Raw genomic sequence first — 24052 nt, 5'->3', positions numbered from 1 at the left:
GAGGTAGATTCCGCGAGAGCAAAGTCGGGATGAATTCTATGCCGAGGATTCCAGTTCGTCAGCCGACGCCCACTTGAAGCAGCTACCCCACAACCCCCGCATCCTCCAACTGCTCCCGATCGGGAAGATCGTGCAGACTCTCCAACCCAAAAGCGACCAGGAACTGCTCGGTGGTGACGAAGGTATAGGGGGCCCCTCGCCTGGGCGACTTTGGCCCGGTCCCGATCAGGTTGCGCGAATGCAGCCGCCCTATCAGGTCGCGGCTGATCTCCTTGCCGAAGATGTCCTTGAGCCCGTCGCGGGTGATCGGTTGATGGTAGGCGATGGCGGCCAGGACCGCGACGTCGAACTCGCTCAGATCCAGAAACTGGTTCCCGACATCTGCCGCTGCGCGGATCGCGGGCGCGTAGGCGGCCCGCGTCCGGAACATCCAGCCGCCAGTGACCCGAGCGATCTCGAAGGCCCGCCCTTCCAGATCGGCGGCAAGGTCCTCGACCAGCAATTCGACCGAAGCCGCCTGCCCCACCACGCGGGCAAGGTCTTCGCGCGGCACTGGCGAGGCACTGGCGAAGAGCACGGCCTCGATCCGGCGCATCCATTCCCGCCAGCGCAGCTCGGGCGGCAGATCGGACAACTCGCGGTCAAGCTCAAGTTCGGGGCGATCCTTGGCCATCACTATACCCCGTAAAGCCGGAAGGTGTCCCGCCCGGTCAGCTCGCGCACAGCGCCGAGGTCGACCAACCGATCGCAGAGCCGCCGCGCGGCGCGATCCGGCAAGGGCAGCGCCGAAGGGGCAACCGCATCGCTGGTCAGGAACAACTCGACCGCCTGCCCTGCCCCCTTGGCCCGGAGTTTCGGCGCGACGGATTTCAGATGCGTCGTTCGGCGCTCGAGGTCAGCGGCAAGGCGCACGGCCTCGACTGCCGATGAGACGAGCGCCCGATGACAGGCGAGACGCAGGTCTTCGCCATGCTTGCGCAGGTCGGCGCGTTTCAGGGCTGGGGCCAGAAGCGGCACGAGATGATCCCAGCCGAGTGCCTGAGCGAGGGCCGCATCCGCGAGGATCAGTCCTACTACATCTGCGCGCGGCACCTCGTGCAGTACCGCCTCCAACACCTTCGCGGCCCAGGTTACCGGCGCCCCTTTCCCCACATCAAGCCACGCGGCAATTTGGCGGAGGTCGAAGCTGGGCAAGGCTCGACCCAGAGCCTTGATCGATACCGGCCGTTCCACAGCGCGTCGCCAGGCGAGGCTAGTTTCGCCCGCCGGTCCGGGCAGATCGCCGGGTCGCAGCAGGTGCACCGCGTCGCGCAGCTCCCCTGCCCGCTCCGGCCGCCCAGAGAACGCGATACAAGCCTCGGCCGCGCGCAGCGCGAGCCGGTCCCGAAACAAGGCTTGGGGCACCTCCGCGCGTCCCAACATAAGATGCAGGTGGTTCAGCGCCGAACCCGACAAAAACGCAACATCTTCAAGGGTTTCAGCGCGTGCAGAGGTGACCCAGGCGGGCATCCGGGGTAACGTGTCGAGGTCGACGATGTGATCCGGCCGGGCAAATGTCATGCCTGCAGCCTATATCAGCGCGGCGCTTTCTACCAGAAAATAGCACATAAACCGCCCCACCTTGTCGCTCGCAGTCATGTCCAATAAGTTTGTATTATCGGACCTCAAAAGATATGCTCAGCGACATGTCAAAAATGAATGAGAAATCGATCTCAGACGCACCAATCGGGTCTTCCATCAACGAAGACGACGCGAGAGACCCGACATCCAGCGAGGCTCTGACCCTGCCCTCCCATGTGGCCGGCTCAGGTACGCTGGATCGACTGGCCGAGAACGCACGTGATTACGCCAAGGCCTCGACCGCCGAAAACACCAACAAGGCCTACGCCGCCGACTGGAAGCACTTTGCGCGTTGGTGCAGATTGAAAGGCGCGGAGCCCCTACCCCCGTCTCCAGAGATGATTGGTCTCTATCTGACGGACCTGGCCGCGCCGACCAATGGGTCCCCTGCCCTCTCGGTGAGCACCTTAGATCGCCGCCTTTCTGGGCTTGCCTGGAACTACGCGCAACGTGGGTTCGCGCTGGACCGCAAGGATCGCCACATCGCCACCGTCCTGGCCGGCATCAAGCGCAAACATGCGCGGCCACCGGTACAGAAAGAAGCGATCCTGCCGGAAGACATCCTCGCAATGGTGGCCACCCTGCCCTACGACCTGCGCGGCCTGCGTGACCGAGCCATCCTGCTCTTGGGATATGCTGGCGGGTTGCGCCGTTCTGAAATCATCAGCCTCGATGTCGGTAAAGACGATACGCATGATTCAGGCGGTTGGATCGAGATCCTCGGTGACGGTGCTGTGCTGACTCTGAATGCCAAAGCCGGTTGGCGCGAGGTGGAGATTGGCCGCGGTTCTTCGAACCAAACCTGCCCCGTTCATGCGCTGGAACAATGGCTGCATTTCGCGAAGATCGACTTCGGACCGGTCTTCGTCCGCACATCCCGCGACGGAAAGAAGGCCTTGGAAAAACGCCTCAACGACAAGCATGTCGCCCGCCTCATCAAATCCACCGTCCTGAAATCCGGCATTCGCGCCGAGCTGCCGGAAAAAGACCGCTTAGCGCTGTTTTCAGGCCATTCCTTGCGCGCCGGTCTCGCCAGCAGCGCGGAAGTCGACGAACGCTATGTCCAGAAGCAGCTCGGACACGCATCGGCCGAGATGACCCGCCGGTATCAACGCCGTCGCGACAGATTCCGGGTGAACCTGACCAAGGCCGCGGGGCTTTGATCCGCTGCCCCATTACGCCGCCTGCCCGCTGAGCCTACCGTAGAAGCTACGCTCGAGGTGCAACTCCCCTGCCCCGGCCTTCTGGACAATACCACGGAGATAGCCGCCCGGAGACGCGACTTCGCCGGCGCAATGCTTATCGAAGGTCAGAACCAGCGCGGCGGTTGCAATTTGAGGCCCAAGACGAACCTGCGCGAGGTTCCAGGCATGCTCCGAGACGCCAATCATTGGCCTCAACTGGCCAGCAACCCGGTGCAGATCGCCCCAATCTTTGAGATACCCGCCCATATTGCGCGCCCAGGACGCGAATTCGGGACAAGCCTGCATCACAGTCGGCAAATCAAGCGCTGCTCCACGTTTTTTGCGGGTCTCAGCAACCCACTCTTCCAACTCCCTATCAACCTGCTCTTCCGGTGGCGCATTTGGCACCACGCCCGCCGCTTGCTCAGTTTCTGAGCGATTACAGGTTACAGGATTTAGTTGGGTTGTAATTAGTATATGGGGGTCAGAAATGACCTCCCTGGGGTTCATTTTTTGAGTCTTTTCGAAGACTTGTGCCTTGGTTGCAGGCGTGTTTTCCACAGGTTGGACAGCCTCAGTTGCCTTAAGGTAAGCTGCCTCGACACGCTCCTGAAGCTCTTTGAACCAGGTCAAGAGCCGGACAAGCTGTTCGGAAGCTTCGTGGCGGCGCGGAAGCCGGTCCAAAAGCTCTTCGAAGAGCCCCGTGAACTGCGCCCAGGGCCCGCGCAGCGCGTTGCTGACGGCAGCCTCGATCCGCGCCCTGATCATCCGTCGTGCCACCGTGATCTGGCGCTTCAGGCGCTGACAGAGCTCACGTTCGGCCTGTAAATCGGCATGCAACTCCTCGAACTCCTCGACACGGGCCGACAGCGGCGACAGATCGAAGCCGTAGGCCTCGATAATGCGCCCATCGGCGTCCCTGCGCCCCCACCGCTTGCCGTTCGGGCTGTCCTGGAAGGAGATCACGCCGATCTCGGCCAGCCGTCGCGCATGGCGTTTGAGAGCCGAGAGCGAGAAGCCCGTCTGCTCCATCAGATAGGCGTTTGATGCCCAGACGATCGGGCGCTGCCCCTCCTCCCAGTCCTGGGCCTGAGTAAAGGCCCCGAGCGTGTCGAGGAGCATCATGTCTCCGGCCTTGAGGCCAATGTATGCACCGACCCGCTTTACGGCCACGAAGGCCCGCGTCTTGGGTACAGCTAACTGTTCACCGGCTTGGGCAAGCTGCTCTGCAATGCCAAGACCCGGTGTCGGCTTGCGCCAACCTGTATGTTTCATGCCTGTTTCTCACCTCCAGTTATGTGGAGGCAAAAGAAAGCCGTTCGCCGAAGTGGCGTTCTTGTTGACAGTGATTCGCGGGAGAGATATCTTCTAAGCGACCAAACTTTTCAGATTAGCTCTCAGGCCACGCTGCTTGGGGGCTTTTCTTTTGCCTAGATCATTGTTCTGACTGCTCCTCTTTCGTCGCGAGGAATTCACTGTACAGCTGATCAAGCCGGCCCGAGAGAAAATCCCCGAACTCGGTCGAGTCTTGCGCCGTGAGTGAAATGCTGAATGCCTTTCCGGATCGGCCGATGACGCCTTTGATGCGGCCTTTGCCGGCGGTCCAAGTACGTTTCTTGGGCGCGGCACGCGCTTTTCGGCTTTTCGGCGCCCTGCCCGCTTCTGCTAGCTTGCTGTGCAGGAACTCGAAGCGTGCATCGCTGTCGAGACCCTGAAAACCGTCGAACTCCAAAGCTCCTTTGAGGATCTTCTCATTCTTGGGCTCCGAGGCCAACTTCTTGAAATCCTCCCAACGATCGCGCCCGATCTGCTTGGCTGGGCCAATCTGTTCGATGACGTGCCGCGGGACGTTCTGCGCCACTGACAGCATGCGCGAAAGCAAAGTACCGTCAATGGTCAGGGCGGACTGGATCACGTCCTTTGCTTGCCCCATATCCAAAAGGCTCTTCGCAAATAGGGCCTTCTCAATAAATGAGAGATCTGCGCGCGCAGTGTTCTCCTGCCCTTGAGCAAGAATGTGGGCCACGTCGTCCATCGGCTTTACAACTGCGCGAACCTTACGGCCGAGCGCCGATGCAACTCGCACACGGCGATGCCCGAAGACGATCATGTAACGACCATCTGCTTCTGGATGCGGTCGAAGTAAAACCGGTGTGTCCTGGCGACCGGCCGCGATCGATGCTTTCAGTTCGTTGAAAGCAACATCGTCATCACTAAGCCGATCCGAAACGAATGACACATCGATCAATTGCGGATCAATCTCGACTATTGTTTCGCCTTCAAGGAGACGCTTCGAGTTCTCCGCAAGGCTATCAATCGAAACCTTCATCGACTTCGAAGCTCCGCGCATTGCGTATCCGGAGCGCCCGGAATCCTTGGGCTGCTCCGGCGAACCAGCCATGACGCTCTTCAGGAGGTCTTTGCGAGCCATCAAGTCATCTCCACTTCGTTAGAATCCAACCGGCGCGCAGTCTGCATTTCGACAGTTGCACGGCTGTCAAAATTGGCGCTCTGCACGGCTGTCAAAACCACAGTCATTCTCGCCCCCAAGCCTTGTGGATCAATTCGGCGATTTCGTCGTTGACGTCGTTCAGGGAGGTCACTGCACGGTCATAAGTGGTTCGAACGAACTGAGAGCGCTCAACTTCGTAAAGCGTCTGTTTGGTGATCCCAGCGTCGGAGATCGCCGTCGATTTCAGTACAGGAGCCGAAAGCATCTGGTTTGGAAACATCGCCTGGAGGAACCCGACCATCTGCTTTTGAGGACCATCTGTTGGCTCAAACCGCGTTACGAGGTAGCGGAACCACTTCAGGCGCATGTTTGCTCCGGCGTCACGGATCGTCTTCATGATCCCGCCCAGCATCAAAAGAAACTGGCTCATCGACATGACGTCCAGCATCTGAGGATGGACCGTCACAATTACCGAGGAAGAAGCCGTCAGAGCAGTGAGCGTGAGGTAGCCCAGCTGAGGAGGGCAATCGATTACGACCACGTCATAGCGGTCATCAACTTCACTGAGCGCCTTGGATATCCGAGTGAAGAAGGTGCGGCCCTCATGGGGATCGCTGCTCGTCAAAGCAACCGGCGTATCGTATTCGTACTCCTGAAGTTCGAGGCTTGCCGGAACGATGTCTAGGTTTGGGAAGTTTGTCGGCCGGATTACTTCAGAGATGGGCTTGCGCTCATCGTCATACCGGAGCGTCTCATAAAGCGAGGGCACGTTGTCGAGCTCAGGCTGGATACCGTGCAAAGCTGTTAGTGAGGCTTGAGGATCCAAGTCGATCGCAAGAACACGATGGCCCTTCAGCGCTAAATGCTGAGCGAGATGAGCTGCGGTAGTGGTCTTTCCGCTGCCCCCTTTGAAGTTTACGACAGAAACAACGTGCAGTTCTTCGCCAGGCTGTCGATAGGGGACATAACGGCGCCTTCCGGGACGGCCATGCTTGTCCAGATAGGCTCTCAATTCCAGCATTTGCTCAGCCGAGTAGCTGCGCCTGCCGGAAGACGACGTTTCGGGCTCGGGGCCTTTGCCCTCGAGGTGAAGCTTCTTGATCGTCGATTGGGTCACGCCGAGATAGTAGGCAACCTCTGCCAGAGAGAACTGACGTAGACCTTTCTGGGCGTCTGGAGGATACTGTTCCTGTCGCAACATGTTGAGACGGTCAGAAATCAGCTCTCCCTGCTGAAGGATGATCTCGTCGAAGGGTTGATCCTTCGTATCAGCCTCAAAAGACCGTTGTCGCATCTGACTGCCCTCTAAATATCGCTTTTTCAGCGATTTCGCTCATTAAAGTGTCATCTACACGGAAAAATGAGTCTTAACAATGATTTTCGCCCGGCGGCTCGACCCCACCCAATCTGCCAGCGGGCCTAGATGCCTCGACAAACTGTAGTGATCACGGATGGCTCCTACCCAATATCTTGGGATGACCTGTCGTAAGCTCTGACTTCCAGCCAATTAGCGCGTCACATGACCACGACCGCAACCTTATGTTATTATTTATTTTTCCTCCATTGCACGGCTGTCAAAATGCAAGAGGTACTAAGCCTTAAAGTGCGTGGGGGACGACGGAAAAGTCTTCTCCGAAACGGATTGCGTCATCATCTCCCTTATGCCCGATCAGCTTTCAGTTGCTTCCACCAAGCACACCAACCAGTGCGCGCCAACATGCAGGCAATGCATGTCAATGCGAAGGGACGCGGGGGGAAATCGGCTGGGTTGCCCCGGCCGATTCTTTGCGTCACGCGGCGTCTTTGGGGCCCCAGGGGATGACGGCCTGCAGGGACAGATCGTCCTGGTTCGCGGCCTTGCCGAGGTTGGCGTTGAAGCCGTGGTCGCGGATGGTCAGCGTGTAGTAGTCGGCGCCGGTCTCCTTGCTCTGCTTTTTCCAGATACCGCCGCACTCGACCAGCTTGCCGCGCGGGGAACGGCCGAGGACGCGGTGCGTGGGGGCCATCGGGTTCGCGCTCGCGACGGGTTCGACCGTGATGTCGAGGTCGAAGGTCAGGGTCGAGATGGAGCCGACGCCCTTGGCGGTTTCGATGTCGGCGCTGGTGAATTTGATGCAGTTCGTGGTCATTGCTCTTCTCCTTGTTTGCGTTGCAATGATGGTCACTTTGCAGCTGGCCAAGGCCCGGCCACACCGAAGGCGAAGCGTGAGCTGGAGAGGGGCAGGCGCCGGTCTTTTTGCTGCGCGAGGAAAGACCCGCAGGGTCAGGGGAAAAAGATCGGCGACAACCTTTGTGGACGGGACGACAGCTGCGACCAGCATGTCATGCAACTCAGACATTGGGAGAAGTGCGGTGGCCGCGAAGGAAGGTGGGTGAACTGCCGACAACTAAGAACGCCGAAACGATCCTTTCACAGTCACACCTGATCTTTCGATACATACCACGACCCGTCGCAACGCAACACCGGCCCGTCTTGAGGTCCTCGGTCGAGTTACCAATGGCCTAGAGCAGAAAGTGATCTCACAGGCTGGAGAAGTTGAAATGCCCAGGCGAGGACGCGCACATCTTTTCCCGACAGCTTCAATCCCGGCCGCGTTGCGAACTTCGAAGATGTCCCGTATGGCAGCGCAAAACTGAGCAAACGACGTGTGCGACTCGGAAGATCAGGCAAACGCCCGAGCCCGCTCCAATCCCGACACGTGTCGGGATGAGTGAAGAGGATAAGCAGTTGGACGGCGCAACACAGAATGTGGTCACCGAGGATGGCCTGCGCGATCTGCTCTCAGATGGCTACCTCATCGAGGTGATCTGCAACCAGACTGCCGAGAAGCGCCATAACAGTTGGTATGGCGCGTGGATCGTGCACGCGGTGACGAAGGACGGCCAGGACGCGAAGATGCTTGTCACGAGCCGCAGCGTCTTCAAATTGCGCGAGTTCAAGACGATCGTCGGATTGGTCAGTTTCCTGGCCGAAATGGGGCGCCTTTCGGCGAACATCCCGCTGATCCCGGGACGACGTGAGCGTCACGAGGCTTTTGGAAGTCCCGCGACAGCGACAAACTAGAAATACTCATCCACACACTCAGCAGTCTGACAGACCAAATCCTGCAATACTGCGCACCTCCGCGAACTCAAAGTGCGAACCGCACTGGGCGCTCTGACTGATGTCATTGTAGAACCGGGGCCTAAGCCCCGATCCTCTTGATGCGGATCCCGAGCTTGCGGGCCTTGTCGACGATGTTCTCTGTGATACCCGAACCTGGGGTGGCGATCAGCCCTTGGGGCATGGTCTCCAGCATCTTGTCATTGCGCTTGAAGGGGGCGGCCTTCCCGTGGCTCTTCCAGTCGGGCCTGAAGACCACCTGGGTGACACCTCGGGTATCTGCCCAGCGGGCCGCGATCATCTCGGCGCCTTTGGGCGTGCCACCGTGCAAGAGCACCATGTCGGGGTATTTCGCAAGGGTGGCATCGAGGACGGACCAGATCAGGTCGTAGGCCTGATAGTCGCCGCCCGAAAAAGCGATCCGTGTGCCTTCGGGGCAGTGCACCTCGGTCTCCTTGCGGCGCTTGGCCGAGAGATAGGCCCGACTGTCCACCACGGCGGAGATCAGACCCCGATGCGAGACCTTGGATCCGGTGCGGGGCAGCCAGGGCGAACCGGTGGCGGCCGAGAAATGGTCCACGGCCAGATCGCGCATCTGCTCGAAAGCGTCGCGATGGTCCCAGAGCTTCAGCCCGATCATCTGGAGGCGTTCCAGCTCGACCGAGGCGACCTCAGAGCCGTCCTGGATCGCGAGGCTTTCCCGGACCTCGAATTCGTTGTCGTCGAGAAGCTTCTGGATATGGGTCAGCCGGCGATGGAAGATCGAGGTGAGGGACCAGAGCATCTCTTCAATATTGTCCTCCAACTGGCTGCCGGTGAGGAGGCCGATGGTGGTCTCAAAGAGGGTCGCCATGGCGAGTTCGACCTCGTCGGGTTGGGGCAGGGGGCGATGATCGGTCTCGCCGGGTCCCGGTGTTGCGCCGTGAAGTGCGAGGTGGTCGAGGATGGCGGAGGTCACGCCGGTCTCCTCTTGGATGTCTGTCTGATGGGGCATTGTCTGGTTCCTCTGTTTGATCTGACCCGATTTGGATGGGGCGATGTCAGGACCGGCGGCGACCGGGCCGCATCCGTCAGGATCGGAGCGAAGCGGAGAATGTGACCCGGACCGGAAAATTGGTCCCGCGAGGAATGCCCTGAAAGGGGAGGGGAATTTTCCGGGTAGCGGGCGCATTGCTGCCCGGGCGAGGGGCACTCAGCCCCGACCCGCTGGTCCATCGCTCCCCTTGTCCAAACGGGATCAGATCGAACCGGCGGAACCTTTGCCCTGTCGGACATCAATGGGTAGGCAGGCGGTCATCCGCCCCCAATCTCCAGACCTTGCGCTTTCATGGCCTCTAAAAGGGACCGGCGCAGCGCATCCTTGCCAAGTGCCCGCAGATCGTCGTTGAAATCGCCCATTGCCGGCACGAGATCACCACAGGCAATTCCTCGCGATTCCAGTTGGTTACGCAATCTCTTTGATGCATTGCGTCCTGCTTCATCATTGTCCCGCGCGATCCAGATACGCTTGATCCCCGGCGGCGGGATGAAGAGGCCGAGATGGGTGGCGGTGAGACAAGACGCGAGGTCGAACTCAAGCAGAGCCGTGCCAACCGAAAGGGTGTTCTCGAGACCTTCGCCGACGATGAGATCAGTGCGCCCGGTGCCAGACCAGAAGCGGATGGCATGGCCATGAAGCTGCCCAAGGATCCGCTTCGGGTTCTCGATCGCGGCCAGACCGCCGGTGGAGGGGTCGAGATAGGTGCGCGCGCAGCCAGTGATCTGGCCCCGATTGTCCGTGATCTTCGCCAGCAGGGCAGGGGCTCTGTGCGGCGGATCAGGCCCGTCCTCGCCGTGGCGCAGGAAGACCTGCGGGTGATAGCGGAGCGCTGGACCGAAGCGCGAGATCCCGCGCCCCTGCAAATAGGTGGCCGCCAGAGTGCCGAGGACCGGCTTGCCTGCGGCAAAGAGCTTCCGCGCCCGCGCGATGCGTTTGCTGGAGGCTGCATCCGGGCGCTCAGCCTTTCGGGTTTCACGAGGTACGGCAGCGCAGGGGGCCTCGCCGAGAAAGGACTGCGCCTCCCTCAGCGTTTCCTTGAGCGTGACCGAACCAAGCCGTTCCTGCAGCAGGTCTATCAGATCGCCATATTGCCCCGTCGCAAAGTCGGCCCAGGATCCGGCCTTGCGCCCACCTTGAGCTTGCAGCCGGATGGCGAGGCTTTGACCTTTGGCCCCCGAGGTATCGCCAACCTGCCAATAGTTGCCCTGCTTGCGCCCCTCGGGGAAATACTGGCGGCAGAAGCTCTCGGCCCGATCTGCCAGATCGGCCGAGAGGTCTGCGATGCTGCGCCGCGCGTTCATGCGGCGGCATTCGCAGCGTTTGCGCCAACCGGATGCTCGCCGAGCACGCGCGCCAGCACGTCAATGCCGTCCACCGGGATGAACACCCGCGTCTTCCACTGGATCACCTCGGTGAAGCAGCCCAAAGCCTTCAAACCGGGCAGGGCCGCACCGGACGCGCCGATCAGCTCACATCTCGGCTGCCCCATCACGAGCGACCGGCGCAACTGGTAACCGCCGAGCAAGCTGAGGGTCGTCTTTGCGTCCATCACCGCGCCGAACACCTCCTGCGGTGCCATCTCGATCTGACAATCGAGACCGAGGCGCGCGTAGACATTGAGAAGCTGATCCTGGCTGACCAGACGGCCGATGGCGCGTTCCCCATCCTCGGTCTGCAGGCGATAGATGCGCATGTTGTCAGCGGGCAGCCGATCCCAGATCGGCAGGAGCAGCCCGCAGATCAGCGTGATCTTCGAGGTGGTGAACTCCGGCACGGCGGCGACTTCGGTCTGCCAGAGATGTTCGAACATCGAGTCATCAATCTCCTCCCAATGCGAGGTCGAAAATTCGCTGGCCGCGAGGATCTCGGTTCCCATGGGCCGCAGCAGTTTCACCCGCAGGATCGGCACACCGTCTTCGTCCATGAAGGCGGGCGCCTTCACCATCAGCGCCGCGCGTTTGGAGGTCGTGTTCCAGCAGAGCGTCGCGCCCTCTGTGTTTGCGCAGATCGATTTGACCCGGGGCAGGGCGAGAGGATCGTTGCGGTCTGTGCGCTCCACGGTCAGCGCAGTGGCCGTCGCCCCCGTCGCCTCATGCTCGAAGATGACCTTGCGATCGACGATCTCGAACTTCTCCGCGCGCAGGGTCTCGAGGCCGACATCCAGCGTGCCCGCCTGCCGCGCGTCTTCGATGATCGCCGAGAGGAACCCGCCGAAGGCCTCGAAAATTGCGTCTTGCACGTCAATCCTCAGAGCAAGGCAGCGGTTCAGGAACTGCTGGATCGGCGGCAGGGTTTCCTTCATCGTGCCGTCCGCGTCATCGAGCGTCAGCCCGGTCATCTCCTGGAATTTGGCGTAGGAGCAGGCGTCAATCTTGCCCGCGCGCAGCTTGTAGAAGAACTGGCGCCGCGCCGCGCGTGCGTAAGGGCTTTCGAGGTTGTCCTCGGCGCGAAACATGTTCTGACCGCCGGTCTCGCGTTGCCCCTTGGTGATCGCCCCGAGCGTGTCGAGGCGGCGCGCGATGGTGGAGAGGAACCGCTTCTCGCCTTTCACATTGGTGGCCACCGGCCGGAACAGCGGCGGCTGCACCTGATTGGTGCGATTGGTGCGCCCGAGCCCCTGGATGGCATTGTCGGCCTTCCAACCGGGCTCGAGCAGGTAATGCACCCGGAGGCGCTGGTTCTTTGCCCCAAGGTCGGCGTGATAGCTGCGCCCGGTGCCACCTGCATCTGAGAAGATCAGGATGCGTTTGGCGTCATCCATAAAGGCCTGAGTCTCGCCGAGGTTGGAGGAGGCGGGGCGGTTCTCGACCTTGAGCCGCCCTTCGCGCGTTTTCACGATGCGCCGCTTGCGCCCCGTGACCTCGGCCACCGCATCGCCGCCAAAATGCCAGAGGATCTGGTCGAGCGCGCCCTGCACCGGGGCGAGGGCACCCAAGTGCTCGATCAGATCGTCCCGCCGCCGCTCCGCTTCGCGGCAGATGATGGGATTGCCGTCAGCATCGAGGGCGGGGCGCGACCGCAGATCGCCGTTCTCGTCGGTGTAGGGCTCGAAAAGCTGCGTCGGGAAGCTGTGCATCAGGTAGTCCATGATGTTTTCACGCGGTGTAAAATCGACCTGCAGATCGTCCCAGTCCGAGGCCGGAATCTCCTCGAGACGGCGTTCCATCACCGCTTCGCTGGTCGAGACGACCTGAATCACTGCAGAATGCCCCGCCGCCAGATCCGCCTCGATCGCGCGGATAAGCGAGGGGCATTTCATGGCGGTGATGAGATGGTTGAAGAAGCGCTGTTTGTTGCTCTCGAAGGCCGAACGCGCGGCGGATTTTGCCTGGGCGTTCAGCGTGCCGGTCTCGGAGGAGATGCCAGACGCCTGAAGCGCGGCCTCAAGATTGGTGTGGATGATCTGGTAGGCATCGGCATAGCTGTCGTAGATCGCGATCTGAGGGGGCGTCAGGTCGTGCACCAGCATCTCGTATTCGACCCCGGCGTAGGAGAGCGAGCGTGCCAGATATAGCCCGAGCGCCTTCAGGTCGCGCGAGATCATCTCCATGGCGGCAATACCCCCGGCCTCCATCGCGGCGACAAACTCTGCACGTGTCACGAAGGGGAAATCGCCAGTGCCCCAGAGCCCGAGGCGGGAGGCATAGGCGAGATTGCCGACGACCGTGGCCCCGGTGGCCGAGACATAGAGGACGCGTGCATCAGGCACAGCGTTTTGCAGTGCGAGGCCAGCGAGGCCCTGCTGTGAGGCCTTCTTGTCGCCGCGGTCGGACTTTTCGCCAGCAGCATTGGCCATGGCGTGGCTTTCATCAAAAGCGATGACCCCGTCGAACCCTGCGCCGAGCCAGGACGTCACCTGGTCGAGACGGGAGGCTTTGCCTTCCCGCTCGGCGGAGCGCAGCGTGGCGTAGGTGACGAAGAGGATGCCTTCGGGCAGGCGGATGTCGCTCCCTTGGCGGAATTTCGAGAGCGGCACGATATCGCTTTCACGCCCCCCGAGGGCCATCCAGTCGCGCCGCGCATCTTCGATGAGCTTGTCGCTCTTCGAGACCCAAACGGCCCGGCGGCGCCCTTTGAGCCAGTTGTCGAGAATGATGCCCGCCACCTGCCGCCCCTTGCCGCAGCCGGTGCCATCGCCCAGGAACCAGCCCTTGCGCAGACGGAAGGCACCTTCGTCACCCTCCGCCGCGGCCATAAGCTGACCCTCGATCTCCCCGCGCTTGAACCAGCCTTTCAGGTGCGCCTCGTGTGCATTGCCCGCGTAGATCACGCTTTCGAGCTGCGGAGCGGAGAGGAGGCCGTCAGCGACAAGGGACTTCGGCAAGACTGGGCGATAGGTCGGCACGGGCGGCGGGACAGACGCCATGGCTGCGGATTGGACAAGTGCTGTCGGGTGCTCCGCTGCGCCGCCGATCCGCATCGCCTGAAGATTATAGGTCTCGTAAACCGTGTCCTGCAGCGCGACGCCCGGTACGCTCCAGGCTTTCGGCAGGTAGTCGAGCGGGGCCGTCACGACATCATCAAAGGGATGCCGGGCGCGCTCCTCGGCGCGGGCGCGGGTTTCCTTGCGGGCGGCGTTACGCAGAGCGTACAGGTTGGTGCGGGACTGGCGGTTCGGCACAGACAATGCCGCGCTGGTAGGGCAGGGCGGGGGGTTGCGGCGCGCGGGACAATGGGTGAGCACTGCGGAGAGAAGATCGCCCGTGGTTGCGCAGATGGGATGATAGACGGCCTCGATTTCGACAGGTGCGGTCTCGCGTTCGCCCGCCGCGCGCTTGTCGATTACCGTCAGCCGCGTGTCGATCGTGGTCCCATGCCGCGCGAAGACCTTGCCGTCGATCGCGGCGGAAAACACCACGTCTGCGCTCTGGCCTATGCGTTGAAACGTCGGCTGGAAACTCTTGGTGGAGGGCCGAAAGCTCTCGCCCGTGATGATGACAAGCCGCCCACCCGGAGCAAGACGTGCCAGCGCGGACAGAACATGCTGACTGGTCGCCTGCCGAAACCGACCTTCGACATGGTTCGCAGCCGAAAACGGCGGGTTCATCACGATGACCGAGGGCGTGATTGCGCGGTCGAGACGGTCGTCGATCGAGGCGGCATCGTGATCCGAGACAACAGCATCCGGAAACAATTGTTCCAGCAAGGCACGGCGCGTTTCCGCAAGCTCATTGAGAACAAGCCGCGCGCCTGCAGTCCGGGCGAAGATCGCCAGCATGCCGGTGCCAGCGGATGGCTCGAGCACCAGGTCGCCCTCGCGAAACCCCGCCGCCTGCGCGACAATCGCCGCAAGGGGCAGGGGGGTCGAAAATTGTTGCAGGCGGACGCTATCTTCAGAACGCCGTGTGTGCGAGGGCGCCAGACTGGCCAGCCGCTCGATCATGGTGAGGAAGGCCTGCGGCGAGGCCGCCTGGCGCTGCATCAGCGCGCCATAGCGCGCGAGCATCAGGATTTGCGCAACCTCGACGGCCTCGTAGGCGTCCTTCCAAACCCAGGCGCCGCTCGTGTCGCTGGCACCGAAGGCCTCCTCCATCACGGCGCGAACAGCGGCGGCGTCAATGGGTTTGCCAGCCTCGAACAAAGGGACGAGGGCATTTGCAGCCTGCATCAGGTTTTGAGCAACGCCTGCAGCCTCGGGCAGGGCAGGGGCCTCTGAAAGACATGCAAGCGGGACGGAATGGGGGTGAGCGTTCATCGGCAATCTCCGGAGTTGAGGGTTGGCCCCAGGCCCCGCGCGCACTCTCGCACCCGGGAGGGGTCACCCCTCCCGCCCTGTCTCTCGCTCTTTCATGGCAAAGCCCTGGTGCGAATTTGCCCTGCGTCAGGACGGCCGCAGATGGCGAGGCACGTCCATCGATTGATGCAGGATCCGGATCACAAATATCCTGTCCGGGTCCACCTCATAGAACACGAGGTGCCGGCCCGTGATCAGTTTACGCGCACCCTGCAGGAGATCGGAGCAGTCCGACCCCATTTGAGGATTGGCGATCAGCCCCTTCAGGGCACGCTCGATGTCGTCGAGATAGCGGTCCGCCTGCGCCGCGCCCCACTGTCGGTCTGTCTCGACCCAGATATCGACGAGATCGGATTTAGCCGCTTCAGAGAGATGGATGTCACGCATCAGAAGCGCCGGAGCGGCTCCGCGCCTCGCGCTTGATCGCATCCATATCGAGCGGACCAGCGTCGCCGGATTGCTTGCCCTCCATCAACGCAACGCGAAGCCGCGCCCGCTGACCTTCCTGTTCTTCCATCAGGCGCAAGGAGGCGCGGATCAACTCGCTGGTTGACCCGTAGCGCCCTTCCTTCAACATCAGGGCAATGAATTCGTCCCAATGGGGGCCCAGTGTGACGCTTGTGCTTGCCATGTTCACCTCCGAAATACGCATGAATAACATATATGAGTACTTCACGCATTTCAACTCGGAGGTGGGCTTGCGCCCAGTTCTTCGGCGGCGACGGCTCTGGATCTCGCCTGTAAAACGAGATGGTCTACAAACGCTCGTGCCTCGGACAGGCAGTCCAGCTCATAGTCGCCGAAGAAGCCCCAGCAGGCGTCGAGCTCCTCGCCGTCACGCTCGATGACATAGCCATAGACCCGCCCGCCAAGATAGGCGTCGTAGCTGACGATTTCAGCGCGCAGGATGTCGGCTGCCTTTTCCCGCAGTGCCTTGGTGACGCGCTTCACATCGAACTCCTTCCGAACCGCCTCAAGCAACACATAGACGTAACCGGCCTGGCCGGAATCCCACGGGCAGTGGAACCCGATGGTGTTCATCGCGAGGCCGGAATGGTCATAGAGAAACACCGGCAGAAGGATCGCCTTGCGCTCGGCGCGCTCGCGCAACTGGTCCATTGAGAGATCACACTGATCCGAGACACCCGCGAGATCGCGCAGAAACGACTCGGGGCTTGCGAAATGGTGGCTTTCGCCCAGCCGGTATCTCCGATGCCAGCAGATCAGCGTGCCGAGGTTCGACCACTCCCGTGGGCTTTCGGGATCGGGGTCATGGAAAATCTTGATGGTGTGGCCGTGATAGGCCTCCTCATAGACAGGGTCGTGCATGTCGATGTCCTTTCTTGGAACGAAATCGACTCGCCAGGCCGATTGGGCGCAGGCGAGTCGATCTGGTTGTGATGAGTTGGTTGGTGAGGTTGCCGCCCGTCGGATCAGGCGGCGGCGCGGTTCTGGCGGTGCTGAACGTGTTCGACCGAGACCTTCAGCAGCCATTCCTCGAAGCCGAGAATGGTCTGGTGATTTGCCACCGCGTGGCTCCAGACCGCGCGCGGATCGCTGCCGATCTGCGTCGGGTCGTTGTCGATCCGGCCGTTGGCCATCCACGGTTCCGGTTGGATGCGTCCAAGCCAGTCGGCCAGCGACGGGATGCGCCCTTGGCAGTCTTCGCGCACATGTTGTTCGCCGATCCAGCGGATCGGCACGACCCGGCCCGCGCTGTTGGTCAGGCTTCGCCCAAACAAACGCTCAGCTTCGAAGATCCCGAGCGTGTGGTGCCGATGTGCTCGGTGGGTGAAAAGTGCGAGGTGTTCCTTAGATGAGTCGAACCAATCGTGCACATATTGGTAATCATCTGGAACACCTCCGAACTTTCGGGCCGAGCTTTCGGCGTGGTGGAGGGGATGTGCCATATCAAAGCCCCTCATGTTCGGTGGTATTGGTCGCGATGTAGCGGTTCGAATGACTGACATCGATGTTGTCAGTCGCGAGCACCCAGGTCAGTTCGCCATAGCCACCTTCGTTGTTCTCGAACCCGGGGCTGAGCGCATAGGCGAAGTCCCAGCCGAAATCTTCGACCCGGCGGCGCAACTCTTCTGAGAGAGAGATCGTGTCTGGCGTCACGACGACATCTTCGATATTGCCGGAATCGCCGTAGCCTTCGTATTGCACCTCGATCTTCGTCACGCCGACGGCACGCAGTTCGGAGAGAAGGGCCACGCGGGTCACAACCCTCTGTTCGGCGGCGCGTTTCTGGGCTTCCAGCATCTGCGCGTAAAAATCATTCACTTGTGTCATGTCTTCGATCCTTTGGAATTGAGGGAAGGGGAGGGCGACCTTTGCATCAGATCGCCCAGGAGGTTTCCTGCGGGGGGCTTCAAGCCGCGGCGTCGCCGCGTTCGTCACCCGTCCGGTCAACCAGGTTGAAATACAGATTCTCAGTCGCGCGCTTGAACCCCGGCGGTTTGCGCGGGGCGAGGCAGCGCACTGAGGCACTGCAGCTCTCGCCATGCTCCATCGCGAACTGCGTCACTTGGTCGATCAGGTCGTCCATGCCCGCGGCCTGGATGCGCTTTTCCGGGTAATTCGCCATCATCTGGAACTGTGTGACGACGAAGGCGCCGTCGCGGTGCGCGGGATAGAGGGTGATCTGATAGTCGAGTGTCTTGGCCATCTCTGGTCTCCTGCGGCGGGCGGAACGCGACCATCGCGCCCCATGGAAACCCGCCAGCGCGAAAGGACCGCCCTTTGTGCAAGGGCGATCCGAGGTGATGTTGAAGAAGAGGGGCGTCAGTATTCTGACGGCAGAAGCAGGGTCAGGACGCGGCGGGTTTGCGCGGGATCGGATGGCTCGGGAGAGCCATATTGATAGTCGACGTCGTACAAATCGAGCTTGAACCAGGTCGTGGTCCCGTCGAAGTCGATGACCCCCATCTCGTGCCAACCATGGGGGTCACTGTCAGCGTTGAACGCGTCAAACGAAGCGACGCGGCGGGTGAGAGCGAGCTGGGCGTCCGGCCCTAGTGCTGCAACACCACGGGTCATGACAAACTGGCCCTGCGGCGCATCGGCGACGGGGGTGGTCCTGAGAATGGAGCGACGAAAGGCATCATTTTGCCCGGCGATCAATTCGGTTTCCTTGACGGGATCGATATCGAGTGTGGTGGTCATGAGAATTCTCCGGGACGGGCCAGCCGATCAGACACCGGCTGCGTGAAACCCGTCAGCGGGAAAGGGCCGCCCTCTGCGCGAGGACGGCCCAAGGCTTAGGTCATGATCGGATCGGTTTTCGCCGCGTCAGGCCGCATCCTCGCTCAGGAAGGCGGGCAAGGACGACGGTTCATTGCTCTCAGCGTCGCTCAGAGAATCTTCGGCGGACAGATCTCCCTCCTCGGTCTCCGGCGCAGCGCCTGCCGTGTCGGCACCAGCCTCCGTCGCACCGGCAAACACCATCCCGTCGGGCAGCCACCGCGTCGTCTTTGCAACCGTCGCGGCGTCGAAACCTTCCGTCTCGCTCGCCGCTTCTGCGAACGCCCGCTCCATCGCGGCCGCGATATCGCCCTTGCGTTCGCGATTGCGATCCTCGGCGTAGTCGTCACCGATCAGCTTGCGCGCCGTGGCCACCGCATGCCCCTTGTTGACCCGACCCCAGTAGTTTTGGGCAGTCGGGCGCCAGCAGGCAGCCACATCAACATCGAGCCGCGCGCCGATCTCCTCGATGATCGGGGAAGGACGATTGTCGGAGGAAAGCTGGGGTTTGACCGCGAGACCCGTCGCCCAGGCGAAAAGCGCCTGCTTGTCCGCAATGGGCAACGCCGACATCGTCCGGAAGTCCTCGGGTTTCTGAAGCTTCATCCAGTCCGTGGCGAGGTCTTGTTCCAGCGCCTCGAGCATTTTTTGGGCGACGGTGTCCGCGTGCAGCACTTCGCGGTCTTGCGCCTGGAAGGGCCGGATCGAGATGTCGAGTGCCTCGTTGCCGTAGGACCGCCCCAAAGCCTGTTCGCAGAGCGCGTAGAGCATCGCATCGAAGGCCACCTCGAAATCAGCCGCCAGATGCGCCCTGAGGATGTGCTGGCGCGTGGCACGCAGATCATCCGCCAGGCTCGCCGAAATGCCGTCCGCCTTGCGCAACGTGGCCGCGGGGTCAGAGGTCGGCACTGGCGTGGAGGACGTCGGCGGCGTCACATGTGGGCGGGCGGGGGAGGAGGCATCACCCGCATCAGCACTATCTTCGTCCGGCATGGCCGCAGCAGGGATATCTTCTGGCCGCACCAGGCCTTTCTCGACACGTAGCGCACCGTCATGACCGATGGTCAGAACCACGCCCGCAATGGCGCGATCTGCGTCCGCGAAAGGTTGCCGCTCGCGCTGCAGGGCTTCGATCTCGCGCAAACGCGGCTCGATGGCGTAGTATTCTTCGGTCTCGGCGTCGGTCCAATCCTCGCCGTCATTCTGCGCCGCCAATTCCTCTTCGCGGGCGATGAGATGCTCTTCCTCGGCGAGCAGATCGGGATCGGGTTCGATATCCTGCGGATAGACACGCCCGAAACTGCGAAACGCCCCGTAATCCACAGAGAGATGCACCTCGACCCATTTCCATGTCCCTTCAAAGGGTTTGGCCGCGGCCTGCAGCTTCTCGATGGCGAGACGCTCGAGGAGCTCAGGGTTTTCCATATGGGCGCTGGCGCGATCGTCGAAGAGGTCGCGCAGCAGAACGCCTCCCGCCGCCTCATAGGCTTCGATGCCGACGAAACGCCCCAAGGCCGAGTTCGCAGAATGCGCGGTCTCGGTCAGTTGGCGTTTGATGCTTTGCGGGTGGATGTGATAGCCGCCCTTCACCGCGTTCCAGACCGCCAGTTGCCGATCGTGGTCGTCGGTCAGCGTAAACGCCATCACGCATTCGAGGGTCAGATCCCCCGCGCGAAATCGCTCGATGATTTCGGGCGCGACACGGGCGAGTTTCAGCCGACGGCGTACCAGGTCGACGGAGACACCGAATTTCAGCGCAATTTCGTCCTCGCTGCGCCCTTCGCCAATCATCTTGTCGAAAGCTTCGAACTGGTCCGCCGGATGCATGGCTGCGCGCTGAAGGTTTTCTGTGGCGGAGGTGAGGATGGCGTTGCGTTCGTCCTCGACGAGGCAGGGCACCGGGTGGTCTGCGGGGATCACACCGTCCTCGGCCAGCTGTTTCAGCGATTTGAGGCGACGGCCACCGGCGTCAACAGCAAAACGTGTCTCTGACAGCGCATGAACCACTAGGTTCTGTTTGATGCCTGTCTCGCGGATGCTGGCGAGGAGTTCGGCGTCGTCGCTAGCGCTCGCGGCGACTTTGCGGACGTTGAGTTGGCTCGGCTCCAGCTGGTCGAGCGGGATCATCCGGATGTCGGCGGCGCCGTCAGGCGCAGCCGATCCGGCGGTTTCGGTTTTCTTTGAGGTGGCGGGTTTCGAACGCGTCGTGGTTTTGGTCTTGGCCATGGTCAGGATCCTTGTCGCGCCGGACCCGGAAGAGGCTCTCTCTTTCCTTTCAAGCCCGGCACACGGGCTTCCCTTTCTCTGGCTCTTTGCAATTGCGAAACACGTCAGCAATCGACCGTTTGTAAACGAATGCAAGTAAGTGCTCTCTCGTCGTGCTCGTCCAAAAACCCTTGGTTTCCTTGCGCTGAACGCGATCTGAGAGGTTCCACCGGCAGTCGCGTGCGCGTACTATATAAAGAGCGTCGGCAACCGCCACAAAATCACTTGGGTAATGTCCAAAAGATTAGTATTTTGCACATATGAAGCCCCAAGTATACGCTTTGACTGATGATTTCGATGACCCCTTCATCACAATCGAGGAGGATGAAGAGGCTCACGAAGAGGATCTCTGGTTTCTGCCTGGGCCACTCGAGGAAGAACCGGATGATTTGCTTCCCGGGCCACGGGCAGAACCGCCAGACACTGCTGTCATCGACGACTGGGCAAAGGCAGAAGGCGTTCACGCTGCGCGACTGGCAAAAGTGGCTGGACGCTTAGGAGCTCTGGATGACCGGCTGCTGCGTGGCCCGGAAGGCTGGCGGCATCGCCTCGCTCTTATCGAGGCGGCGGACCTCAGCTGGTTCGCAGGGGATCGGGTGAGTTCTGATCGTCTGGCGCTCTGGATATCGATGCGGCTGTCAGGTGCACAGGATGACCCAAATGCCCTGGCAAGAGTTGGATGGGCTGTTCGACGCCTGACAGGCGGTCCCGGACCAAACGGTGACTTGGCCGCCTTCCTGGATCGCCGCGATCCCGAGAACATTGAAGACAGTGCTGAGCGTTTCGAAGATCGCGCGGGCGGATGGCTGGACGTCATGGCGGCTGCGGGCGACTTACATCCAATCACGCGGGCTTGCATGGGCTTTCATCTCTGGAGCCTGGCGGGCCTCGGACAGCACGGCGACCAGATGGAAGCCGCCGTCACCGCGTCCAGGGTCGCGGCCAGCGACGGAAGCGGCGCCATCTTCGCACCGCTCGCTATGGGCGGGGCAGGGGGGCTGCGTGTCTCGGGTTTGCCAACCGAACGCTTGGCACGCTGGTTGGATGGGATGAACAGCGCAATTCTGACGGCGATGCGAACACTTGACGATATTGAAGCGTGGACGGGTCGGGCAGAAAACGTCATGGCGCATTTGTCGGGTCGCACGCCGGTCGCCTTGCGTAAAGCTTTCTCTCAGTGGCCATTGGTCTCTGCCCCAATGGCTGAATCCGTGACCGGAGCCAGTCGCGCCGCCATTCAACGCAATCTGGCGTGGATGGAAGAAAGCGGTTTGATCCGCGAGGTGACAGGGCAGGGGCGCTTCAGGATATGGACTCTCGAAAACTGAAAGTCGATTCCCGGGTGTGCTGGTTAATTTCAATGTGCCAGCATGACAGAGATTGTCATGCCGCGATGTTGCTACAAATGCAAACCGGATACGAGGCTGTCAAATGGACTTTCTCAAAAGCTGCCAATCTGTTGCGCGTCGCTGACATGGCGACCTCGCGGTATGACGGAATCCGCTTGCAGGACGTGACGGACGAGTTCGGTTGCTTTATTGCGCACCTTCGAGAAGGAGATTCGATTGTGCACTGCAGCAGGATGTCTTCCTTGTTCTTCACATAGTAACAGAGGGCAGGCTTGGAAACATCGAACAGGTCGGCCAATTCGCCAATTGACGTTTCCGAATACCTCTTGGTGGTGAACTCGTGCGCGGCCGTATCCAGCAACGCCCAGCGCTTCAGCTTCTGCTGATGCTCGGCATCCTTGGCTTTGCGGGCGAATTGATCAGGTTGCGGCTGCGTCCTCCTTAATCATGTCGGCGGCTTTTTCACCGATCATGATACAGGTGGCATTGGTGTTGCCGTTGATGATCTCGGGCATGATTGAGGCATCGGCGACACGCACATTGGCCAGTCCCTTGACCTTGAGCCGCGCATCGACCACGGCCATGTCGTCGCGGCCCATCTTGCAGGTGCCGACCGGGTGATACGCATGGTTGACCTCGGCGCGCAGGTAGTCGTCGATCTCGGCATCGGTATTGAGATAACGCTTTGGGTAAAGCGGCTTGGCGATCATATCCTTCAGCGGTGAGCCGTGCAGGATGTCCTGCGTCACCTTGAAGGCATTGCGCATGTCCTTCAGGTCATCGGCGTGATCCAGCAGGTTCAGGTCGATATTGGGCTCGGACCCCGGGTTGGCGTTCTTGAGCGTCAAACGCCCCCGGCTGCGCGGGTGGCCGATATTGACAATCATGGTAAAGCCCCACTTGATCATCGACATGTAGTCATGGGCATGGTTGCGATAGGGCAACGGCACCATGTGAAGTTGGAAATCCGGGTTGTTCTTACCCGGCTCGGACCGCAGGAAGCCACCCGCCGCTGTGGGCGGATTGGCGAGCCAACCTTTGCGCCTGGTGAAATACTGGTAGAAGGCACCAAGGTTCTTGAGCGTGCCCAGTGGGCCAAGGGAAATTCCGGTGCGTTTCTTAGATTTGAACACGAACATCACGTCCGGGTGGTCATGCAGGTTTTCGCCCACGCCGGGCAATTCATGCTGCACCTTGATGCCATGTTTCTCCAACTCGGCCCGGGGTCCGATGCCCGAGAGCATCAGGACTTGCGGCGAGCCGAAGGCCCCGCCGCTGACGATGACCTCCTTGTTCACCCCGACCCGCTTGGTTTCGCCGCCCTGGTCGTATTCGACGGCCACCGCGCGCCCGTCTTCCATGACGATCCGGCGCACCGTGGCCTTAACCTGGATATCCAAGTTCTTGCGGTCCGTGATCGGGTCGAGATAGCAGAACTTGACCGAGGCGCGTTCGCCGTTCTTGGTGGTGAACTGGTAGATGCCCAGCCCTTCGCGATTGGCGCCGTTAAAATCCGGGGTCTTGGGGTATTCCAGCTTCTCGCCCGAGGCGAGGAAGGCGTTGTAGAAATCAAACGAGGCATCGCCGTTGCTGACATGCAAGGGACCGCTGTCGCCGTGATAGTCATCCGCACCGCGTTCGTTGTTTTCGGCCTTGCGGAAATAGGGCAGCACCTCGTCATAGCTCCAGCCTTCGTTGCCGAGTTCGGACCAGCGGTCATAGTCGCCGGATTCGCCACGGATATAGACCATGCCGTTCATGCCGGACGAACCGCCCAGCATCTTGCCGCGCGGGTTATAAAGCGCGCGGTTGTTAAGATTTTTCTGCGGCGTGGTGTTGAAGCGCCAGTTCAGCTTGTTGATTTTGTAGTTCTGGATCAGCCCGGCGAACATGCCGGGAATCGAAACGAATTTCGAGTTACCCGGACCCCCTGCCTCGAGAAGCGTGACGGTAGTGTTCGGATCCTCGGATAGCCGCGCGGCAACCACTCCTCCCGAAGATCCTCCACCAATGACTACATAATCTGCCATTGTTACTCTCCCTGTTACCATTTTTTGTGT

At 61.0% G+C, this 24052-nt stretch carries 21 protein-coding genes; 3 read left to right on the top strand and 18 right to left on the bottom strand.

Annotated elements, in window-relative coordinates:
- Positions 1-82: 82 nt before the first annotated feature.
- A complete protein-coding gene (locus N1037_23335) occupies positions 83-673 on the bottom strand; it encodes an SMC-Scp complex subunit ScpB (GenBank protein UWS82063.1) in 591 nt (196 codons plus the stop codon).
- Between the two features lie 2 nt (positions 674-675).
- A complete protein-coding gene (locus N1037_23330) occupies positions 676-1560 on the bottom strand; it encodes a DUF1403 family protein (protein UWS82062.1) in 885 nt (294 codons plus the stop codon).
- 113 nt (positions 1561-1673) lie between these two features.
- Between N1037_23330 and N1037_23325 the strand changes: the two genes are divergently transcribed.
- Complete coding sequence (locus tag N1037_23325; GenBank protein UWS82061.1) at positions 1674-2783, top strand: tyrosine-type recombinase/integrase; 1110 nt, start codon at positions 1674-1676, stop codon at positions 2781-2783.
- Positions 2784-2795: 12 nt separating this feature from the next.
- Here N1037_23325 and repC read toward each other — a convergent pair whose 3' ends face one another.
- The 4 genes from repC to N1037_23305 form a co-directional block, all read right to left on the bottom strand.
- Positions 2796-4079, bottom strand: coding sequence for a plasmid replication protein RepC (repC, locus tag N1037_23320; protein ID UWS82060.1), 1284 nt, complete (start codon positions 4077-4079; stop codon positions 2796-2798).
- A gap of 160 nt (positions 4080-4239) precedes the next feature.
- Positions 4240-5235: a plasmid partitioning protein RepB gene (repB, locus tag N1037_23315; GenBank protein UWS82059.1), complete on the bottom strand. Its 996-nt coding sequence runs from the start codon at positions 5233-5235 to the stop codon at positions 4240-4242.
- 103 nt (positions 5236-5338) lie between these two features.
- Positions 5339-6550, bottom strand: coding sequence for a plasmid partitioning protein RepA (gene repA, locus N1037_23310; protein ID UWS82058.1), 1212 nt, complete (start codon positions 6548-6550; stop codon positions 5339-5341).
- Between the two features lie 496 nt (positions 6551-7046).
- Positions 7047-7385 (bottom strand): DUF736 domain-containing protein, encoded by a 339-nt coding sequence (locus N1037_23305; protein ID UWS82057.1) that lies wholly within the window; start codon positions 7383-7385, stop codon positions 7047-7049.
- A gap of 599 nt (positions 7386-7984) precedes the next feature.
- Between N1037_23305 and N1037_23300 the strand changes: the two genes are divergently transcribed.
- Complete coding sequence (locus N1037_23300; protein UWS82056.1) at positions 7985-8320, top strand: hypothetical protein; 336 nt, start codon at positions 7985-7987, stop codon at positions 8318-8320.
- A 121-nt stretch (positions 8321-8441) separates the two neighbouring features.
- On the opposite strand, the gene N1037_23295 is transcribed toward N1037_23300, so the two are convergent.
- The 11 genes from N1037_23295 to N1037_23245 all read right to left on the bottom strand — a co-directional run bounded on the left by N1037_23295 (position 8442) and on the right by N1037_23245 (position 20604).
- Positions 8442-9353, bottom strand: coding sequence for a DUF2493 domain-containing protein (locus tag N1037_23295; protein UWS82055.1), 912 nt, complete (start codon positions 9351-9353; stop codon positions 8442-8444).
- Positions 9354-9652: 299 nt separating this feature from the next.
- Entirely contained in the window at positions 9653-10699 is a 1047-nt protein-coding gene (locus N1037_23290; protein UWS82054.1) for a toprim domain-containing protein, read from the bottom strand.
- Complete coding sequence (locus N1037_23285) at positions 10696-15093, bottom strand: strawberry notch family protein (GenBank protein ID UWS82053.1); 4398 nt, start codon at positions 15091-15093, stop codon at positions 10696-10698. Before N1037_23285 ends, N1037_23290 begins: the two co-directional genes overlap by 4 nt.
- A gap of 126 nt (positions 15094-15219) precedes the next feature.
- Entirely contained in the window at positions 15220-15519 is a 300-nt protein-coding gene (locus N1037_23280) for a type II toxin-antitoxin system RelE/ParE family toxin (protein ID UWS82052.1), read from the bottom strand.
- The gene (locus N1037_23275; GenBank protein ID UWS82051.1) at positions 15512-15763 is read right to left on the bottom strand and encodes a type II toxin-antitoxin system ParD family antitoxin; all 252 of its coding nucleotides are present in this window, start codon (positions 15761-15763) and stop codon (positions 15512-15514) included. The genes N1037_23280 and N1037_23275 overlap by 8 nt, the downstream gene beginning before the upstream one ends.
- Positions 15764-15813: 50 nt before the next feature.
- Complete coding sequence (locus tag N1037_23270) at positions 15814-16461, bottom strand: hypothetical protein (GenBank protein ID UWS82050.1); 648 nt, start codon at positions 16459-16461, stop codon at positions 15814-15816.
- Positions 16462-16565: 104 nt separating this feature from the next.
- On the bottom strand, positions 16566-17042 hold the full coding sequence (locus N1037_23265; GenBank protein ID UWS82049.1) for a hypothetical protein: 477 nt from the start codon (positions 17040-17042) through the stop codon (positions 16566-16568).
- Between the two features lies 1 nt (position 17043).
- On the bottom strand, positions 17044-17427 hold the full coding sequence (locus tag N1037_23260; protein ID UWS82048.1) for a hypothetical protein: 384 nt from the start codon (positions 17425-17427) through the stop codon (positions 17044-17046).
- Positions 17428-17506: 79 nt separating this feature from the next.
- Complete coding sequence (locus N1037_23255) at positions 17507-17803, bottom strand: hypothetical protein (protein ID UWS82047.1); 297 nt, start codon at positions 17801-17803, stop codon at positions 17507-17509.
- Positions 17804-17919: 116 nt separating this feature from the next.
- The gene (locus N1037_23250) at positions 17920-18300 is read right to left on the bottom strand and encodes a DUF3768 domain-containing protein (GenBank protein ID UWS82046.1); all 381 of its coding nucleotides are present in this window, start codon (positions 18298-18300) and stop codon (positions 17920-17922) included.
- Between the two features lie 126 nt (positions 18301-18426).
- A complete protein-coding gene (locus tag N1037_23245; protein ID UWS82045.1) occupies positions 18427-20604 on the bottom strand; it encodes a ParB N-terminal domain-containing protein in 2178 nt (725 codons plus the stop codon).
- A gap of 299 nt (positions 20605-20903) precedes the next feature.
- Between N1037_23245 and N1037_23240 the strand changes: the two genes are divergently transcribed.
- The gene (locus N1037_23240) at positions 20904-21971 is read left to right on the top strand and encodes a hypothetical protein (protein UWS82044.1); all 1068 of its coding nucleotides are present in this window, start codon (positions 20904-20906) and stop codon (positions 21969-21971) included.
- Between the two features lie 440 nt (positions 21972-22411).
- On the opposite strand, the gene N1037_23235 is transcribed toward N1037_23240, so the two are convergent.
- Positions 22412-24022: a GMC family oxidoreductase N-terminal domain-containing protein gene (locus N1037_23235; GenBank protein ID UWS82043.1), complete on the bottom strand. Its 1611-nt coding sequence runs from the start codon at positions 24020-24022 to the stop codon at positions 22412-22414.
- Positions 24023-24052: the final 30 nt, after the last annotated feature.

This window comes from Phaeobacter sp. G2 (assembly GCA_025163595.1).
In the GTDB taxonomy this organism is placed as follows: domain Bacteria; phylum Pseudomonadota; class Alphaproteobacteria; order Rhodobacterales; family Rhodobacteraceae; genus Pseudophaeobacter.
Note: the sequence above shows the minus strand (reverse complement) of the source record. Positions and strands in the feature narration are given on the sequence as shown.

Bases quoted from the DNA above. Each gene is read 5' to 3' on its own strand.
- N1037_23255 (UWS82047.1), bottom strand. From the start codon at position 17,803: ATGGCCAAGACACTCGACTATCAGATCACCCTCTATCCCGCGCACCGC.
- N1037_23240 (UWS82044.1), top strand. From the start codon at position 20,904: ATGAAGCCCCAAGTATACGCTTTGACTGATGATTTCGATGACCCCTTC.
- N1037_23250 (UWS82046.1), bottom strand. From the start codon at position 18,300: ATGACCACCACACTCGATATCGATCCCGTCAAGGAAACCGAATTGATC.
- N1037_23325 (UWS82061.1), top strand. From the start codon at position 1,674: ATGCTCAGCGACATGTCAAAAATGAATGAGAAATCGATCTCAGACGCA.
- repC (UWS82060.1), bottom strand. From the start codon at position 4,079: ATGAAACATACAGGTTGGCGCAAGCCGACACCGGGTCTTGGCATTGCA.
- repB (UWS82059.1), bottom strand. From the start codon at position 5,235: ATGGCTCGCAAAGACCTCCTGAAGAGCGTCATGGCTGGTTCGCCGGAG.
- N1037_23305 (UWS82057.1), bottom strand. From the start codon at position 7,385: ATGACCACGAACTGCATCAAATTCACCAGCGCCGACATCGAAACCGCC.
- N1037_23265 (UWS82049.1), bottom strand. From the start codon at position 17,042: ATGGCACATCCCCTCCACCACGCCGAAAGCTCGGCCCGAAAGTTCGGA.
- N1037_23330 (UWS82062.1), bottom strand. From the start codon at position 1,560: ATGACATTTGCCCGGCCGGATCACATCGTCGACCTCGACACGTTACCC.
- N1037_23335 (UWS82063.1), bottom strand. From the start codon at position 673: ATGGCCAAGGATCGCCCCGAACTTGAGCTTGACCGCGAGTTGTCCGAT.
- N1037_23290 (UWS82054.1), bottom strand. From the start codon at position 10,699: ATGAACGCGCGGCGCAGCATCGCAGACCTCTCGGCCGATCTGGCAGAT.
- N1037_23285 (UWS82053.1), bottom strand. From the start codon at position 15,093: ATGAACGCTCACCCCCATTCCGTCCCGCTTGCATGTCTTTCAGAGGCC.
- N1037_23235 (UWS82043.1), bottom strand. From the start codon at position 24,022: ATGGCAGATTATGTAGTCATTGGTGGAGGATCTTCGGGAGGAGTGGTT.
- repA (UWS82058.1), bottom strand. From the start codon at position 6,550: ATGCGACAACGGTCTTTTGAGGCTGATACGAAGGATCAACCCTTCGAC.
- N1037_23280 (UWS82052.1), bottom strand. From the start codon at position 15,519: ATGCGTGACATCCATCTCTCTGAAGCGGCTAAATCCGATCTCGTCGAT.
- N1037_23295 (UWS82055.1), bottom strand. From the start codon at position 9,353: ATGCCCCATCAGACAGACATCCAAGAGGAGACCGGCGTGACCTCCGCC.
- N1037_23270 (UWS82050.1), bottom strand. From the start codon at position 16,461: ATGCACGACCCTGTCTATGAGGAGGCCTATCACGGCCACACCATCAAG.
- N1037_23260 (UWS82048.1), bottom strand. From the start codon at position 17,427: ATGACACAAGTGAATGATTTTTACGCGCAGATGCTGGAAGCCCAGAAA.
- N1037_23275 (UWS82051.1), bottom strand. From the start codon at position 15,763: ATGGCAAGCACAAGCGTCACACTGGGCCCCCATTGGGACGAATTCATT.
- N1037_23245 (UWS82045.1), bottom strand. From the start codon at position 20,604: ATGGCCAAGACCAAAACCACGACGCGTTCGAAACCCGCCACCTCAAAG.